The organism is Dialister succinatiphilus YIT 11850 (assembly GCF_000242435.1).
Classification (GTDB): domain Bacteria; phylum Bacillota; class Negativicutes; order Veillonellales; family Dialisteraceae; genus Dialister; species Dialister succinatiphilus.
This window is the reverse complement of sequence record NZ_JH591187.1, coordinates 870,169-887,841: the sequence shown is the minus strand read 5'-3', so window position 1 is coordinate 887,841 and position 17,673 is coordinate 870,169. Positions and strand designations below refer to the sequence as shown.

General features: G+C 48.7%; 12 protein-coding genes and 1 tRNA gene. 9 read left to right on the top strand and 4 right to left on the bottom strand.

The features are described 5' to 3' along the window. The first annotated feature begins 18 nt into the window (after nucleotides 1–18). The 4 genes from HMPREF9453_RS03875 (at nucleotide 19) to pheT (ending at nucleotide 6,650) form a co-directional block, all read left to right on the top strand. The gene (locus HMPREF9453_RS03875) at nucleotides 19–756 is read left to right on the top strand and encodes an NAD-dependent protein deacylase (RefSeq protein WP_008859266.1); all 738 of its coding nucleotides are present in this window, start codon (nucleotides 19–21) and stop codon (nucleotides 754–756) included. 326 nt (nucleotides 757–1,082) lie between these two features. Then, nucleotides 1,083–2,546 carry an ISLre2 family transposase gene (locus HMPREF9453_RS03870; RefSeq protein ID WP_008859265.1) on the top strand — a complete coding sequence of 488 codons (1,464 nt, stop codon included), beginning with the start codon at nucleotides 1,083–1,085 and terminating at the stop codon, nucleotides 2,544–2,546. A 599-nt stretch (nucleotides 2,547–3,145) separates the two neighbouring features. Continuing rightward, a complete protein-coding gene (gene pheS / locus HMPREF9453_RS03865) occupies nucleotides 3,146–4,159 on the top strand; it encodes a phenylalanine--tRNA ligase subunit alpha (RefSeq protein WP_040379881.1) in 1,014 nt (337 codons plus the stop codon). 19 nt (nucleotides 4,160–4,178) lie between these two features. Then, nucleotides 4,179–6,650, top strand: coding sequence for a phenylalanine--tRNA ligase subunit beta (gene pheT, locus HMPREF9453_RS03860; RefSeq protein ID WP_008859263.1), 2,472 nt, complete (start codon nucleotides 4,179–4,181; stop codon nucleotides 6,648–6,650). A 232-nt stretch (nucleotides 6,651–6,882) separates the two neighbouring features. Here the strand turns inward: pheT and HMPREF9453_RS03855 are convergent, their stop codons facing one another. Beyond that, on the bottom strand, nucleotides 6,883–7,377 hold the full coding sequence (locus HMPREF9453_RS03855) for an S-adenosylmethionine decarboxylase family protein (protein WP_008859262.1): 495 nt from the start codon (nucleotides 7,375–7,377) through the stop codon (nucleotides 6,883–6,885). Nucleotides 7,378–7,694: 317 nt separating this feature from the next. Between HMPREF9453_RS03855 and argR the strand changes: the two genes are divergently transcribed. Next, nucleotides 7,695–8,150: an arginine repressor gene (argR, locus tag HMPREF9453_RS03850; RefSeq protein WP_008859261.1), complete on the top strand. Its 456-nt coding sequence runs from the start codon at nucleotides 7,695–7,697 to the stop codon at nucleotides 8,148–8,150. 14 nt (nucleotides 8,151–8,164) lie between these two features. Continuing rightward, nucleotides 8,165–9,826: a DNA repair protein RecN gene (gene recN, locus HMPREF9453_RS03845; protein ID WP_008859260.1), complete on the top strand. Its 1,662-nt coding sequence runs from the start codon at nucleotides 8,165–8,167 to the stop codon at nucleotides 9,824–9,826. A gap of 107 nt (nucleotides 9,827–9,933) precedes the next feature. Here recN and HMPREF9453_RS03840 read toward each other — a convergent pair whose 3' ends face one another. The 3 genes from HMPREF9453_RS03840 to tadA form a co-directional block, all read right to left on the bottom strand. After that, on the bottom strand, nucleotides 9,934–11,676 hold the full coding sequence (locus HMPREF9453_RS03840; RefSeq protein ID WP_008859259.1) for a DUF4127 family protein: 1,743 nt from the start codon (nucleotides 11,674–11,676) through the stop codon (nucleotides 9,934–9,936). Nucleotides 11,677–12,007: 331 nt separating this feature from the next. Continuing rightward, nucleotides 12,008–12,096: transfer RNA gene (locus tag HMPREF9453_RS03835), tRNA-Ser, on the bottom strand. An 11-nt stretch (nucleotides 12,097–12,107) separates the two neighbouring features. Then, on the bottom strand, nucleotides 12,108–12,581 hold the full coding sequence (tadA, locus tag HMPREF9453_RS03830; protein WP_232217315.1) for a tRNA adenosine(34) deaminase TadA: 474 nt from the start codon (nucleotides 12,579–12,581) through the stop codon (nucleotides 12,108–12,110). A 106-nt stretch (nucleotides 12,582–12,687) separates the two neighbouring features. Between tadA and HMPREF9453_RS03825 the strand changes: the two genes are divergently transcribed. The 3 genes from HMPREF9453_RS03825 (at nucleotide 12,688) to HMPREF9453_RS03815 (ending at nucleotide 17,671) form a co-directional block, all read left to right on the top strand. Further along, on the top strand, nucleotides 12,688–13,134 hold the full coding sequence (locus tag HMPREF9453_RS03825; protein WP_008859257.1) for a hypothetical protein: 447 nt from the start codon (nucleotides 12,688–12,690) through the stop codon (nucleotides 13,132–13,134). Nucleotides 13,135–13,269: 135 nt separating this feature from the next. Then, nucleotides 13,270–15,279 carry a single-stranded-DNA-specific exonuclease RecJ gene (recJ, locus tag HMPREF9453_RS03820; protein WP_008859256.1) on the top strand — a complete coding sequence of 670 codons (2,010 nt, stop codon included), beginning with the start codon at nucleotides 13,270–13,272 and terminating at the stop codon, nucleotides 15,277–15,279. Between the two features lie 226 nt (nucleotides 15,280–15,505). After that, entirely contained in the window at nucleotides 15,506–17,671 is a 2,166-nt protein-coding gene (locus HMPREF9453_RS03815; protein WP_232217327.1) for a RelA/SpoT family protein, read from the top strand. Nucleotides 17,672–17,673 lie beyond the last annotated feature (2 nt).

Sequence of the window (17,673 nt, the reverse complement as noted above, 5' to 3'; positions counted from 1 at the left end):
ATCAGAAAGGAGACCATCATGACTGATTTGGAAAGACTGAGGGAAATGATTGAGAGTCATCATAAGATTGCTTTCTTTGGCGGCGCCGGCGTTTCTACAGAATCCCATATTCCCGATTTCCGCGGGGCCAATGGGATTTATCGGCAAAAGACAAATCTTCCCTGGACGCCGGAGGAAATGCTGTCTCATCATTTTTATGAGGAACATCCGGTGGAGTTTTTTACCAACTACAAGAACTTTGCAGAAGCCATGGTAGCAGCTGAGCCGAACAGGGCTCATTATGCTCTGGCCAGGCTGGAGGAAGAAGGAAAACTCCATGGTATTGTTACCCAGAATATTGATGGCCTTCACCAAAAGGCAGGCAGTCAAAATGTGATGGAGCTTCATGGGTCTATTCTGCGAAATTACTGCACTCAGTGCGGCCGCTCCTACGACGTGGACAGTTTCCTTTCCCTCTGCAGCCCGGTGCCTCACTGCCCTTACTGCGGGGGTATTGTGAAACCGGATGTGGTGCTCTATGAGGAGCCTCTTGATATGGATACCATGGAAGATGCCATGGATGCCATACAGACGGCAGATATGCTCATCATTGGAGGCACCAGTCTGGTGGTCTATCCGGCCGCCGGCTTTATTGACTATTTTGCCGGCGATTCTCTTGTGATGATTAACCAGGATGAAACGGGAAGGGATAGTACCTGCGATCTGGTTTTCCATGACAGCGTGGGAAAAATACTGGGAGAAGTGGTGGGAGTATAGCACCGGCGGAGCGGCGAGAGCTGGTAAAGGCAAGTACTGATACAAGTGAAAGGAGATAAATCGTTTAGAACTGTAAAGCTCCCTTTGGGATGATAGGAAGAACAGACAGGCTGCCCTGGGGTATAAGAAGAGTACTCCTTTCCGGCAGCTGGGGTCAGCACTTTCTAAACATTCTAAACTTTCTGTACCCGCATGCCTGTCCTACTTAGTGTAAAATTTTACTCGGTAGGGGAATTTTTCCAGAAACAATAAAAGAGGAAAGCCTCCCCTTGAGTGGAAATGTTATAATTTCCGTGCACAAATAAAACAAAGAAAGGGCTTTCCTCATGGATATTATAACAAAAACTGGAGAAATTTGGAGTGAAAATGCAATTGGTGCAGTCATTTCTCTCATTAAGGAATCTGATGACTCTATCGAGGCTGAAAGGAAGCTAACTCATTGGCTCACTGAAATGAACTGTCAGCTTATAGCTATGGCCCTGGCGCGTATTGACACTGAGCTGTATCAGATTTACAAGGTACAGGGGTGGCGTGTGGCGCGCCGGGACTCTAGGACGATTTGCTGCCGCTATGGAGAGCTGACCTATACCCGAAGACTTCTGCAGAAAGAAGGGAAGAGCTTCTATCCTCTGGACCGCAAAATGGGCTTTGAACCCAGAAAGCACTACAGCCTGGGAATGATTGAGCGGATTGTCGAGGCTGTCGCAATTACCACATCTCGCAGTGCCAGTGAACTCCTGCAAAGCCTGGCGGAAATTACCATCTCCCATCAGTCCGTTATCTCACTCAAGAATTATGCCGGTAAGAAGGCAAAGGCTTATGAAAAAGCATTGGCAGAAGAGGAAAAGGTTGAAAAGCCGACGCAGCCGGAAATTATAGCGATTGAAGGAGATGGAATTGTACTCAAGAACAAGGAGAAAGGCGGCGTTTCGGAAGTGCACCGCCTCCAGGTATATGAGGGGGTCAGGGAAAATGGCAACAGGACAGAACTGGTAGGACTTCGCTGCTTTGCATCTACCTGCAGAAAAGAACTTTTTGCAATGGTAAGAAGCTATCTGCTTGGGCACTATGACCTGTCTAAGACCACAGTGCTGTCGAATGGGGATGGAGGGTCCGGATACCAGTTTCAGGACTTTGAGCGAATGGTAGAAGGCTGCCTGGATCACCAGCACTTCCGCGACTGCTATCATGTGCATGAAAAGATCCGGACCCGGCTCAGCTTCTGCAACAAGGAACTGGTAGACCACATTATCCGAGAACTTCACCGGACCGACGATATTATGAAACAGATTCCCGTATGGATGGATACTGCCCGGAGCTGCGCCCGGACAGAGGCGGATTTGGAGGAGGTAGACAAGCTGCAGAGCTATCTGGAGAGAAATGCTCCCTATATCCCCAGCCTGAGTCAGCGCGGCATCCATACAGAGATTCACCTGGGGACTGCAGAAACAAATCACCGGTTTTACAGCTATCGCATGAAGCGGCAGGGGCGGAGCTGGTCCAGCGAGGGAATGGAGTGTATGGTTTGGGTATTGACCGCCCGGAAGAATAAAACACTTACAGCAGCTCTCCTGTACCATGCTAATGGGAAAAGCTACAAAAAGATGGATAGAGCCATGCACAAGGCTGCGGTGCAGGCAGAGCGTAAAATCGCCCAGAATGTCCGGAGTGAGGCGCAGAAGCGTAAAATGAGAAACTATAGGCCGGGATGCCTGGAGGGGCGTATAGGCGTTTATGGAGCTTCTTCTTCACCAATGGGGAGACTGGCCAGAGCTATACAGAAATACTGATAAAACCGAAGCCACGGAGATAGTAATCATCGACAGTCAAATGAATTACCGAGGAAAACTTGACACTTACCCTGTCCTATCCCTGGGGTTGACTTTTACCGCAGGCATGTTAAAATAGCTTTATATATCGAGGCTATGATGAAGAAGGAGCCGGCAGGAATTCTACAAAGGGATCCGGTACTAGTGGGACACCGGAAAGAATCGGCTGGGCTTAGTTCGCTTCGGAGCTGCCGGCTGAACGGAGTAGGCCGGACGCAGGGCTGCGTTAAAGCTTTCGAGTACAAATCAGGGTGGTACCGCGGATAAAGACTTCGCCCCTTAGTGGGGCGAGGCTTTTTTTATTTCCCATCCTCTTTGCCGGTGGAAGACAGCCCGAATCAATTACAGGAGGTATATAGATGGATACTAAGTTAGATGAGCTGAAGGCAAAAGCAGAAGAAATGCTGAAGGCCTGCAGGGATGAAAACCGTAAACAGGAAACCTATGAAGCGGTGAAAGCAAAACTCACCGGTTTTCTGGGAGATATGAAGAAGCTGAATGACAGCGACAACAATCTGTCGGAGCTGGCTGACCAGGTACGGGCCCAGATTGTTTCTTTTATGGAAAAAGATCTGGATTCCCTGAAAAAGGATGCTCAGGATAAAATCAGTGCTGCTGTAGATGAGAAGACACTGCAGGATACAAAGGTTTTCTTCCTTGGTAAAAAGGGTAAACTCACCGCCATTTTAAGAGGCATGAAAGATGTTTCCGCAGCCCAGCGTCCGGTCATTGGCGCTCTGGCCAATCAGGTCAGAAGCGATGTGGAAGCAGCCATTGCAGATAAAATGGAAGAACTGAAACAGAAGAGACTGGAAGAAAAAATCCGGCATGAAACAGTAGATATTACCCTTCCGGCCCGCCATCATAAAATCGGTCATCTCCATCCGCTGGACAAGGCACTCCGTGAAATCATGAAGTCTTTTATCCGGATGGGCTATTCCGTAGAAGAAGGTCCGGAAATCGAACAGGACTACTATAATTTCGAATGCCTGAACCTCCCCAAGGATCATCCGGCCAGGGATATGCAGGATTCTTTCTACATTACACCGGAAATCCTTCTTCGCACCCATACCTCTCCGGTACAGGCCAGAACCCTCCGAAAACATACACCCAATTCACCTATCCGTATGATTGCTCCGGGAAAAGTGTTCCGCTGGGATAATGATGCTACCCATTCTCCTGTATTCCATCAGGTAGAGGGACTTGTGGTGGATAAGGATATCAGTTTTGCAGATTTGAAGGGTACCTTGGAAATCTTCTTGAAGGACCTCTTCGGTTCTGATACGAAGATTCGTTTCCGGGCCAGCTACTTCCCCTTCACCGAACCATCGGCAGAAGTAGATATTTCCTTTGCTGCCAGAACCGGTGAAGAAGACGGAGATCCGGACTGGCTGGAAATCCTGGGCTGCGGCATGGTTCATCCCATGGTACTGAAACTCAATGGCTATGATCCGGAAAAGGTGAGCGGCTTTGCATTCGGCATGGGCATCGAACGTATCGCCATGCTGCTTTACGGAATCGACGACCTCCGTAATTTCTATGAAAATGATGTCAGATTCCTGAAGCAGTTCTAATGGAAGGGAGATTATATAGATGAATGTTTCTTTAAAATGGCTGGGAACCTTAGTAGATATAAAAGGAATGAATCCTGATGATATGGCGGAAACGCTGACAGTGGACGGCATCCCTGTAGAGCATGTTATCCGTCCTGGAGAAGGAATCAAAGGAGTAATCACAGGAAAAATCCTTTCTGTGGAAAAACATCCTGATGCGGATCACCTTCTTATCTGCCAGCTGGATGTGGGTGAGGAAGAACCGGTGCAGATTGTTACCAGTGCTTCCAATGTAAAGGCAGGACAGATTGTTCCCTGTGCTCTCTCCGGTGCCCATGTACCTGCTGCTCATGATAATAAAGCACCCGGCGGACTTCGCCACGGTGATATTAAAATCAAGGCGGGAAAACTTCGCGGTGTGAAATCTGCCGGCATGATGTGCTCCTTAGGTGAACTGGGCATGGATGCCAATCTTTTCCCGGCTCTCAACCATGAGGGTATCCTTATCCTTCCGGAAGATACACCGGTAGGCGTGGATATTCATAGCCTGTACGACCTGGACGATGTGGTGTATGAAATGGAACTCACCGCCAACAGAGCCGACTGCTTCAGCATGATCGGCATGGCTTTGGAAACCGGTGCCATTTTCAGGAAGAAAGTTACCCTGCCATCCATTTCCGTAAAAGAAGAAGGGGCGCCTATCGAAGGCCGTGCTTCCGTTCACATTTCCGAACCGGCCTACTGCAAACGCTTCTGTGGACGCCTTTTGGAAAACGTAAAAATCGGACGTTCCCCCGAATGGATAGAAGACAGACTTCGCAGCAATGGTATCCGCCCCATCAATAATGTGGTAGATGCTGCCAATTATGTGATGCTGGAAATCGGACAGCCTCTCCATACCTATGATTACGACAAGGTAGCCGGTCATTCCCTTACCTGCCGTCATGCTCATGAAGGAGAAAAAATCGTTACCCTGGACGGCCAGGAAAGACAGCTTAATCCTTCAGATCTGGTCATTGCCGACGGCGATGATAAGGCGGCCTGCGTTGCCGGTGTGATGGGTGGATTTGATTCCGAAGTCACCGCGGAAACAAAGAACGTCCTTCTGGAATCTGCGGTTTTTGATTCCGCTTCCATCAGAAGAACCTCCCGCCGTTTGGGCCTTCGCTCCGAAGCGTCCGGCCGTTATGAAAAGGGGATTAATCCTGCCAGAAGTGAAATGGCTATCAATCGCATCTGCCAGCTTTTGGAAGAACAGGGAGCCGCCACCACAGCCAAAGGCATGCTGGACGAATATCCCGTAAAGGCTGAGCCACAGATTATCAAAACCACGGTAAAGAGAATCAATGACTACATCGGCATCAACATGCCCAAGGAACAGATGATTGAAATCCTGGAAGCCCTCTATTTCAAAGTAGAAGAACAGGATGGCAACCTTACCGTCACGGTTCCCGAATTCCGTCTTGACCTTTCCGGCATGCCGGATCTGGCAGAAGAAGTGGCCCGGGTATACGGTTATAAGAACATCCCCATCACCACTCCCTGGAGCGCCATTGCCAAGGGAGCCATGTCCAAAGACCAGGACGTGATTTTCCGCATTACCGACAGTTTGGTGGCAGACGGCCTTTCCGAAGTCGTAAACTATAGCTTCATGGATAAGAAGGATCTGGAAAAACTGAATTTCCCCTGGGGCCATAAGGTATATAATGCCATTCCCATTATGAATCCTATTTCCGAAGAATATCCGGATATGAGGACCACCCTTCTCCCCGGCCTGATGCATACTCTGACCTATAACCTTTCCCAGAAGAACGAAGAAGCAGCAATCTTCGAGTCCGGTCATGTGTACCAGCCGAAGGAACTGCCGCTGACGGAACTGCCTTATGAATACGAACTTTTCTCCGGACTCCTCTACGGAAGTCCCGACGAAGCAGGCTATCCGAATAATGGCAGGAAATATGATTTCTTTGACATCAAAGCCATTATGGAAAATGTGCTGAAAGCCCTGGGAATCAGAGACTATGAAATCAGACGTTCCACGTATCCCGTATTCCACCCCGGTATTTCTGCCGATTTTGTGAAAGACGGAAAGACCCTCATGTCCTTCGGCCAGCTTCATCCGGCGGTACTGGATAAATGGGGGATTAAGAAAGAAGTTTACGGCTTTGTCATCTTTGTTCCTCACCTTATGAACATGGTGGACGAGACCATCGACTACTCCAGAATTCCGAAATTCCCGGCTTCCCAGCGGGATCTCTCCCTCCTGGTGCCGGCACACTGCACCAATGATGAAGTGGAAGAAATTATCCGTAAAGCCGGCGGAAAGCATCTGGAAACCCTCCGCCTCTTCGATCTTTATCAGGGCGAGCAGGTCAAGGAAGGCTGTAAGAGCATGGCCTACAACTTGACCTTCCGCGCTGAAGATCGGACTCTGACCGATAAAGAAGTGGACCAGTGGATTGAAAAGATCGTAAAAGCACTGGGAAAAGCAGGTATTACCCTGCGCGCATAGTCAACTGGGCATGATAAAGCCCCGGAAAATCCAAATGATTTTCCGGGGCTTTTCATGTGGTGTAAAAAATACTGGCGAGGAATGGTGCGGGCATGCCTTTTCTGAAATAAGGGGAGCAAACGCAGCAAGTCTGTCACATACCGTTTGCTGTCCCAGGGCTGCTGTGAATGAAGCCCTGTCTGCCATAAGGCCGGTTTAACATCTGAACCCTCAGGCTGCCGGGCGTATGCATTCACTCGGGTCCCAGGGTATCTCTCTTTTCATTCTTGTGGCGCATATAGTTGGCCACTTTCTGGCCGGCAGTCTTCATCTGCTGCCCTGTGTTTTTGAACTTATGAAGGGTGGTGGACTTGGACTTGATATTGGGCTTCATGTCGGGGTTGATATTTCCCCGTTTTACCGAAGTAGCCCTGATTTTTTCCGGATGGAGGGTAGCCCGGAGCACTGCCATGGAGCGGGCGGGTTTCAGGTCTATGTTGAAGCTGTAAATATCCACTGCCGCATAGGCAAGATGAGGATACCAGTGAATACAGATGTGGGATTTGGGGCCGTAGGCAGCGGCGGTGATTTCATCTTCGCTTTCATGGAAAAAGGTGTCCTTGACTTCCATGCCGATTTTCCCGGCAGCATCACTCAGGGTCTGGAGAGTGGTTTTAGAATCTTCCAGGGTGTCGGGACTGCAGCTGTAGCAGTCAATAAGCAGGTGTTTTCCAATGTAATTATCCATATGTATATTCCTTCTTTTAAAATATTTGCACATTTGATTCATTATAGCAGAATTTCTTTCACTATGCGATAAAATTAGTGCAATTCATTCGCATTCACTTTATGACAGGCATGATTTCCATGACAGAGTGAATAAATAAACAAGGAAATGCAAAAAATGCCGTTAAAATCTATACAGAATTTATTTTTATGCAGAAAATATTTGACCTTGAGGCTAAAATGCTTTAAAATTGATAAAAATACAGGTATATTCATTTGAAGATACAGATGATACCAATCGGCAGGAAAAGATAAACTTTTCAGATAAGGAGAGCATTTATGAAAAGATACAGAATCATGAAAATTAAAGAAATCATCCAGAATCAGGTCATTGAGACACAGGAAGAACTGGCGGAAGCTCTGAAAAAAGAGGGCATTGCTGTTACCCAGGCCACCGTGTCCAGAGACATTAAAGACCTTATGCTGATTAAGATCCCCTATAAGAACGGTCACTATCGCTATGCCCTTTCCAATGAGAAGCAGAGTGTCATGTCTAAGAGCCACACGGCCATTCTCTTTCAGGAAGCCGTAGTGAAAATTGATTCTGCCATGAACATGGTGGTGCTTCACACCATTCCCGGTTCTGCCTCTTCCGTAGCCTTTGCCATTGACCATTCCAAGAATGATGTCATCATTGGCACTCTGGCAGGGGATGACACGGTTCTCATTATCCTGAAAACACCGGAAGATGTGCCGGTACTTCTGTCCCATATCCAGGGCATGCTCAAGTCCTGAGGCGGTGAGCCGGTATGCTGCAGAGCCTTCATATTATCAATTTCGCTATTATTGAAGATACGGTCATTGATTTTGACCAGGGCGTCACTGTCTTTACAGGGGAAACAGGGGCGGGAAAATCTATCCTCATTGATGCTCTGGCCATGCTCACCGGCCGCCGGGCCAGCACGGACCTTATCCGTACCGGTGCTGATTTTTTCAAGGTAGAAGGTGTTTTCTACGCCGACAGCTCCATTATTGGAGAACTAAAAGAAGAGGGCATTGACTCCGATAACGGACAGATTATCATTTCCAGAAAGTTGAATCGTTCCGGCCGGGGCATCTGTACCATTAACGGCAGTTTCTGCACTGTCAGGCAGCTGCAGAAACTGGGGAAGAAACTGGTGCGGCTCCATGAGCAGAATGATAACATGGAACTTCTGTCCATTCCCTTTTGTGAAAGGATGGTGGACTCCGGTACCCCTGCTGCTGCAGAAGCCTATCAGTCCTATCGCAGCTCTTACAAGGAATGGAAGAAACTGAAGGACGCTCTTGATGATTACAGGGAAAGAAAGCAGGAAAGAGAAAGACGGCTGGATATTCTGGAGTGGGAACTGAAGCAGATTTCCTCTGCTGCCCTCCAGGAAGGGGAAGACGAAGAAGTGGAAAAGAAACTCCAGGTTCTTCAGAACCATGAGCGCATTTTCCGCTCTCTTCACAATGCCCTGGGAACTATCACCGCCGACGGAGGCCCTCAGGACTCCATTGCCGAAGCGGATAAGGAAATTTCCCAGGCTGCCCGGTATGATGAATCTCTTGGGTCCATTCTGGAATCCCTTCGGTCCGCTTCTTTCTCCCTGGAAGATGCCATCGGCACCATGGAAGATTACATCGCAAATTCCGATTTTTCGGAAGAAGAACTGGAAACCCTGCAGGATCGGAATGAAGTGATTATGGAACTGAAGCGGAAATACGGTCCTGAACTGTCAGACGTCCTGGCCTATGAAAAGAAGGCCAGGGAAGAATATAATTCCCTGAAAGAAATCATCTATGATAATGCAGCTCTTCAGAAAAACTACGAAGACCTCACAGCACTGCTCATGAAAAAATCAGAAGTGCTGAACGGGGAACGGATGAAATCCTCAGAAATCATTCTGAAAAAAGTGGTTTCTTCCCTGAAAGACATGGGTATGGAAAATGCAAGAATGAAACTCCACCTCCTACCGGCCAAAACGCCTCTTCCCAACGGCGCGGAAGAAATGGAATTCTATTTCTCCGCCAATATGGGCGAACCCCTTCGAAGCATGAAAGACACTGCTTCCGGCGGTGAAATTTCCCGTATTGCTCTGGCCATCGAAATGGTTATCTCCCGCCTTCTCCAGCAGCAGACCTTGATTTTTGATGAAATCGACGTGGGCATTAGCGGCAGAGTAGGCCTTCAGGTGGCCAGAAAGATTGCCTTCCTCTCTCATGCCATTCAGGTCCTCTGTATTACTCATCTGCCTCAGACAGCCTGTGCCGCAGACCGTCATTATAAAATCGTAAAGACCGTCTCCCATGGCAGGACCGCCACCAGAGCTGTTTTGCTGAACGAAAAAGAACATTTGGCGGACATAGCTCTCATGATTTCCGGCAGCGATTCTTCTCAGAGCGCTTTGGAATCGGCAGAGGAAATGAAGAAAAAAGTAAAGGAATAAAAAACGAGTCTGTGACAAAATGTAAATCATTTTGTCACAGACCCGTTTTTGTTTGATACAGGAAGGGGGAAAGGAGCATCCCTTACAACCCTTTTGGGGTTAATCTATCATTTATTAATGACTATCGTAGAAATATCCCCATCCTTTTCTTCATCGGAAGAAGGAGCGGCAGGAGCAGGGGAGGGGGCCTCTGCCTTTGCCGCAGCCTTTGCTTTAGCCTCTGCTTCCGCTTTGGCTTTGGCTTCGGCAGCTGCCTTTTCTTCTGCTATGCGCTGCTGCTCTGCCCGGGTAAGGTATACCTTGTATCTGGGTTTGGAAGATACAAGAGCGTTGATTTCAAAAAGGCGGTTCCAGGGGAATTCTGCTGATACAGTGGCAGGGTTGAGGCCTATTTTCTTTTTTGCAAATTCCTGGATTTCTGCAATCATTTCTTCTTTAATGGCCGGCGTGGGAACCATGTTTTGGCTTTCCTGCTCTGTAAGGCGGGCGATATTTTTACGTACGTTGGCCTGATAAGCCCAGTTGTCGATATACTGCTCGATGAGCATATCCTTGTGGTCCTCTGCGGACATATCCGGCGCCAGCACCGCCTGGGCGATGGCGTAGCCGATGGTATTGGACGCCGTGTTCCAGCCGTTGTAAGCAGCTACTTTATAGAGCAGGTCATCTTTTACCATGAGATTCATGAGGGTATTATCAGATCCATTGGCAAAGTATACGTCCACCATGGAAACAGGGATACCCCGGTTCACCACGTTTTTTACCTCATTCATGAAATCGGTGGTGCTCTGCTTCAGCATGCCGAAATTGCTGAACTGTCCCGATTCGCCGGTGGTGGCAATGGGGGTATTCACTGCCAGCACAATGTCGGGAATGTTTTTGCCTGCCATGGTGCCGCCTACCGCTTCGATGTGTTCGCTGATCGTTTTGCCGATAGGCTGATTTTCATAGCTGGGGATGGTATTTTCTGCCCGGCCCAGGGGGTAAATTACAGTGAAACTGGGTTTTAAGTGATTGCTGTCATTATGATAGCGGGCAATCAGGAGAAGAGCCAGCTGGTCGGCGCCGGGGAAGGAGCCGTAACGGGTGGGCGGAAGGCTTTTCGCATCTACCGCCAGATATCTGGCTTCCAGCGCAGACTGGGAATTCCTGCTGTTATCATCGTGGCCTTCGCAGAAATAGGTAAAAATACCGCTCTTCGTATCCTTTATCAGCATGCGGTTGATGGTATTATTCTTCGTGCGTCGTTTGAACCAGTCCTGCAGATATTCACTAGGAATGGAGAGCTTCAGTGAAAGCAGTTCTGCTGCTTCATCGGTAGAAAGTTTTCCTGCATCCATTTTATCCTGCAGCCCGGACAGGCGGTACAAATCATTACCATACTTGCTGTAGTAATAGGGTTCTACGCCGCTGCCGGAAGCATAGGGGGTGCGCATGATGGTGCCAAAGGCGTAAATAGGAGTTTTCGGGTACGCAGAATGGAGGGACTTGATTTTATTCTCCCTGGCCATGAGGGTATTGAGAGACTCATTATGCTTTCTGGAGTCCACCAGACCGCCGTAAATCAAAGAATCGGTGGAAATCACAGCGGCATCGGCACGAACCATATTCTGCTCAACCCAGCGCCAGAGCTGATCCGGACTGCCCCGGAAATTCTTTCCTGATAAATAAGCCCTGGGGGGAGTGAGAACAGTGTACCCCGCCTTTTCTGCTGTGGAAACGGTGTAATCGAGGCTTACCGGCCGGTCATCCTGGGGCACCAGCAGGATAGTCTTTGCCTCGGCTGTACTGATAAAGGCAGAAAGACTGGCAGCCAAAACGAGAAGACAGATTTTTTTATGGAAAATCAATGGATTTACCTCCCCTGTATATTGAGTAATTTGTATTATTATATCATGGGAGAAAAATGATGGGTAAATGATTTTCCATTGGCTGATAGATGAAATTCATATCTATGAAAAGGGCATCACGAAAACACGGATGTGAAAGGTCCGTGTGGATAGGGCAGAAGCCATGAACCGATGAAGACGCTCTGCCTGCTGCTGGGATTTGTGAGATCAGCTTTCGTGGTTTCTCTTTAAGCAGTGACACTCCTAACGTATCGTTGAATCCATCTGCCTGTATGACGGAATAAAAATCCGCTTGAGAAATAAAAAAGCACCTCGCAAGGTGCTTTGCTTTTGGCGGAGCAGGTGGGATTCGAACCCACGGGCCCCGAAGGGCTAACGGATTTCGAGTCCGCCTCGTTATGACCACTTCGATACTGCTCCAGGTAATATAGTTATGAGCGCCGACGGCGGAAGAATTCATCTACCAGCGCCTGACATTCTTTCTGCAGGATACCGGAGGTAACTTCCACGGTGTGATTTAAGGCGAAAGAAGAGGTGAGGTGAAATCTGGAGTCCACCGCTCCGTACTGCGGATTTGGGGATCCGTAAATCAGCCTTGTGACTCTTGCATTTAAAAGGGCGCCGGCACACATCGGACACGGTTCTATGGTAACATAAAGGGAAGCGCCCGTCAAACGCCATGTGCCCAGAAATCGGGCGGCTTTGCGAAGGACTGTGATTTCTGCGTGGGCGGTGGGGTCATGGGTCCCTTCTTTTTCATTGTGGGCAGCGGCGATGATGAGGTCTCTGTATACCACCAGGGCGCCAATGGGGATTTCGCCTTCTGCCTCTGCTTTTCTGGCTTCTTCCAGGGCCAGCATCATGTATTCTGTATCGGTCATGGGATTTCCTTTACTTTGGTTCATGGATTTTATTTTTTTCTGAAATTATCATAATCAATGTGGAAATAAATGGCAAGGCAGGGTAGAATAAAGAAAGGTTAATTATATTTCTAACTGGAAGGTGAATTTGATGGCAGAAGAAAAAAGAGTGAATCTGAAAGCAAAGAAGTTTGAAGCGTATATTCAGAAGAATAATATGAATTTCTTCAATAAGAATGAAGTCCATGATGAAGCGGATACGGTGGTTTTCCAGTCCAATATCAAGGTGGAAGGGCAGACCATTCCCATGGGTATCATTACAGACAATACCATTTATACCATTATCCGTGTACAGGTAGGAAGCCAGCTGGTGAAGGATTCCAACAAGGCTAAGTTCCTGGAATATTTGAACACGCTGAACAGAAGCTACAAAGTTTTCAAGTATGTGGCTGCAGATGACGGCTCCATTTTCCTGGATTGCTGCCTGCCCAGCACCAATGACAGCTTTGATCCGGAAATTGTTCGGGTAGTGCTTGATGTGGTGGTGGATCACCTGAATTCTGAATATAAAAATATTATGAAGGAAGCCTGGGAATAAGGGTTTCTTCCCCGGAGCAGGGCGCTCCGGGTTTTTTTTATTGGATTTTATTGAGAATGATAATATGCGGTAGTCATTGAGAATAAAAGGTGATAAAATAACAGGGAAAATAAGAATGAGAATTGAGGATTTTTTATGAATAGAGACAAACAGAAGTATAAATGGCATATCAAAATCCATAGGGAAGGAGAGGAAATCCCTTCTTTTTTCGCCTCCCATGGCATTCCGGAGGAGCTGGCCCGGATCCTGATGCATCGGGGCATTGACAGCGAAGAGAAACTGTCTCATTTCCTTTATGACAATCTGGATCATCTGTCAGATCCTTTCCTCATGAAGGGTATGGACAAAGCGGTGAGCCGCATTCTGCAGGCCATAGATCAGCATGAAAAAATCGTAGTGTATGGGGACTACGATGTCGATGGGATTACATCTACTTCCATCATGATGCGCTGCCTTTCTTCCCTTGGAGCGGATGTGGGATACTACATTCCCCAGAGAGAAAAGGAAGGGTATGGTCTGAACAGGGAGGCAGTGAACCATCTGGCAGAGGAAGGATATCATCTTCTGATAACAGTAGACTGTGGCATCAGTTCTGCTGCTCTTATCAGCGAGGCGCCGAAGGGGCTTGATATCATTGTCACCGATCACCATACTCCGCCGGAGCTTTTGCCTTCCTGCGTAGCGGTTTTAAATCCTCACCAGAAGGACTGCCCCTACCCCTATAAGGAGCTGGCCGGCTGCGGTGTGGCCTACACGTTGTGCCGGGGACTTTATATGAAACGGCTGGGAAGAGATTATGATGGAACCGTGGAGCTGGCGGCTCTTGGTACCATTGCCGACGTGGTGTCTCTGACCGGAGAGAACCGTATTCTTGTAAAGGAGGGAATGAAGCGGTTTATTCATACTCCTATCAAGGGGCTGGCGGCGCTGCTTAAGGCTTCCGGCATTGTTCATGATGACACTACGGAAATCCGGCGGGCGGATCAGGTATCCTTCGGCCTGGCGCCTAGGCTGAATGCGGCAGGCCGCATTGCCCGGGCATCGGAAGGGGTTCGCCTCATGACTACAGAGTCCGCAGAGGAAGCGGAAAGACTGGCTCAAAAGCTTTGTGAAATCAATACTATGAGGCAGCAGATCGAACGGGATATTTTTGAACAGGCCAAAAGCCGCATGGCAGAGCTTGGCATAGAAAATGACATGGCCGTTGTGGTGGACGGGAAGGACTGGCATCCCGGTGTCATCGGTATCGTGGCTTCCCGTATTCTGGAATCGTGCCATCGTCCCGTTTTCGTGATTACAGTGAGGGATGGTATAGGGAAAGGATCCTGCCGGAGTATTCCTGCTTTTAATATTTATAAAGCCCTTTCCGCCCAGTCTGACATTCTGCTTCAGTTTGGCGGTCACAAGATGGCAGCAGGCTTTTCCATTGCAGAGGAGAAGATACCGGAGCTGCGCCGGCGCATGAACAGGTATGCCGCATCGGTGCTGACAGAGGAAGACTGTATTCCGGTGCTGGATGTGGAGGAGGAACTGTCATTAAAGGATGTGAGTCTTGATTTTATCCACTCTTTAGACCTTTTGGAACCCTGCGGTGCAGATAATCCCAAACCTCTCTTTGCCATGAACCATGCCTTTGTGGAAACAGCCCGGCATATGGGGGCTGACGGACGGCACTTCAAGTGCCAGATTTCCGGAGACAGCGGTCTGGTGGACGCTATTTTCTGGGGCGTAGGGGAAGAGAATCCCTGCCAGGCAGGAGACGTGGTGGATCTGGTCTTTGAGCCGGAGGTGCATGAATGGTACGGGGAGCATGTGCAGCTCATCGGCAGGGATATAAGACAGGAAGAGGCCTGCCTGCTGGATAGGGATTATCTGGTAGATGTGTACAGAAAGCTTTCTCTTATTCTTCGCACCATGGCCAAACCGGTGCGGGAGGTCCATTACCTCATGAGAAAAAAATACGGCTTTGAACCGGTGAAGCTGGGGATGGCCCTGGCGGTTTTCGAGGAATTGGAAATCCTGTCAAGATTTTCCAGAAATGGGGAAGACTTCTACCAGAAACGGCTGGTGGCCCGTAAACTTGATCTTTTGACTTCTTCTATTTATAGAAAGCATAGAACCCAGGAGGGTGGGCATGATGAATGAAAATATGGATAAAAAAGAAAATGTAAAGGAAGAAGAAATGCCGGCTCTTCCAAAAACCACCAATCTGGCCGGTGTTTTTAACCAGAATCTGAATGAGGAAACCATTCATACCGATGCCTCTGCTTCCACGCTGGCTGAATTCCTAATTCACCAGGAAGAGTATGTGGAAAGGCAGAAACAGAAAAAGGACTGGGGCGGTGAAAAAGAAGAAGAATATAAGCGCCTCATGGATAAGGTGAAAACCTATATCAAGGATCCAAAGAGCCTGGAGGCCATAGAGGAGGCCTATGAGCTGGCCAGCAAGGCCCATGCAGCCCAGGTCCGCGCCACCGGAGAGCCTTATATCATCCACCCTCTGGCTGTAGCCTACATTCTGGCAGAGCTGGAAATGGATCCCCAGGGCATTATGGCGGCTCTTCTTCACGATGTAGTGGAGGATACGGAATATACGCTGGAAGATATCAAGATGATGTTTGGCGAGGAAGTAGCCTTTCTGGTAGACGGGGTGACCAAGCTTTCCCAGTTCCACTATAAAGATAAGGAAGACCAGCAGCTGGAAAATTTCCGTAAAATGTTCCTGGCCATGGCCAAGGATATTCGAGTGGTGGTCATCAAGCTGGCAGACCGTCTGCACAATATGCGAACCCTTGGAGTATTCCGCCGGGAGAAACAGCAGCGCATTGCCAAGGAAACTATTGAAATCTATGCGCCCCTGGCTCATCGCCTTGGTATTTACAACATTAAGTGGGAACTGGAAGATCTCTGTTTCCATTACCTGCATCCGGAAGAATACTACGATCTGGTGCGGCAGATGAAACAGAAGAGGAAAGCCCGTGAAGAAATCGTCAATGATACCATGAGGGTGCTCCATGACCATATCGAGGAAGCCGGCATTAAGGCTACCATTACCGGTAGACCCAAGCATTTCTACAGCATTTATAAGAAAATGAAAAGGGATAATAAGGATTTGTCCCAGATTTACGACCTCTATGCAGTGAGAGTCATTGTGGATACCATCCCCCAGTGCTATGCGGTGCTGGGTATTGCCCATTCCCTGTGGAAACCGCTGCCCAACCGATTCAAGGATTATATTGCTGTGCCGAAGCCCAACATGTACCAGTCCCTTCATACCACGGTTATCGGCACCAGGGGGCAGCCTGTGGAAATACAGATCCGTACCTGGGAAATGCACCATATTTCCGAATATGGCGTGGCTGCCCACTGGCGGTACAAGGAAGGGAAACAGGCCGGTTCCAAAGACTTTGATGCTAAAATCAGCTGGCTCCGCCGCATTCTGGAATGGCAGGATACCAGCAATCCCAAGGAATTCATGAATGCCCTGAAGCTGGATGTATTCTCCGATGAAGTTTTCGTGTTCACACCGAAAGGGGATGTCATTAACCTTCCTAAAGGGTCTATTCCTATCGATTTTGCCTATCGTATCCATACGGAAGTGGGAAACCGCTGCGTGGGAGCCAAGGTCAATAACAAAATCGTGCCTCTGGATACGAAGCTGAAGAACGGCGATATTGTTTCCATTATTACGTCCAAAACCGGGAAACCCAGCTACGACTGGATCAATATGGTAGGAGCGGCGGACTCCAAGGCGAAAATCAGGAGCTGGTTCAAGAAGGAAAACCGCAGCGAAAATATTTCCAGAGGTCAGGAAGCCCTTATCCAGGAAGCGGACCGGCTGGGGTATGAATGGAAGAAGCTGATTGCCAGGGACCGGCTTGCCCAGGTGGCTAGGACGTTCAACAATATGAACACCGAAGATATGCTGGCTTCCGTGGGATTTGGCGGTGTGGCAGTGAAGAGCGTCATACTGAAACTGACGGAACTTTACAAGCGGGAACTGAATGCCCAGAAACCTGCGGCCCAGAAGACGGCCAAAGCTCTGGAAAATCTGAAAATGCGGAGCGTGAAGACCCGTTCCAACAGCGGAGTGCTGGTGAAAGGGGAAGAAGGACTGGTGGTGCACCTGTCCAAGTGCTGCAACCCGGTGCCTGGTGATGATATCGTAGGGTTTGTTACCAGAGGCCGCGGCGTGTCGGTGCATCGGGCAGACTGTCCCAATGCCATCAATTTCCCCGATAAGGACCGCATGATCGACGTGTCCTGGGAAGAACAGACAAGCAGTATGTTCCTGGTAACCATCGAAGTCATCAGCTACGATCGGACCGGTTTGATGGCGGATATTCTGGCGGCATTGACGGAGATGAAACTTTCCGTTTCCAAAGCCAACGTGAAAGTTGAAAACAACGGCATGGCAGTCATGCATCTGGGTATCCAGATCAAGGACCTGCAGCAGCTGGATTATATTATGACAAAAATCAGAAGAATCAAGGGCGTCCATTCTGTAAGACGCATGCATTCCATGCAGGGAGAATGATT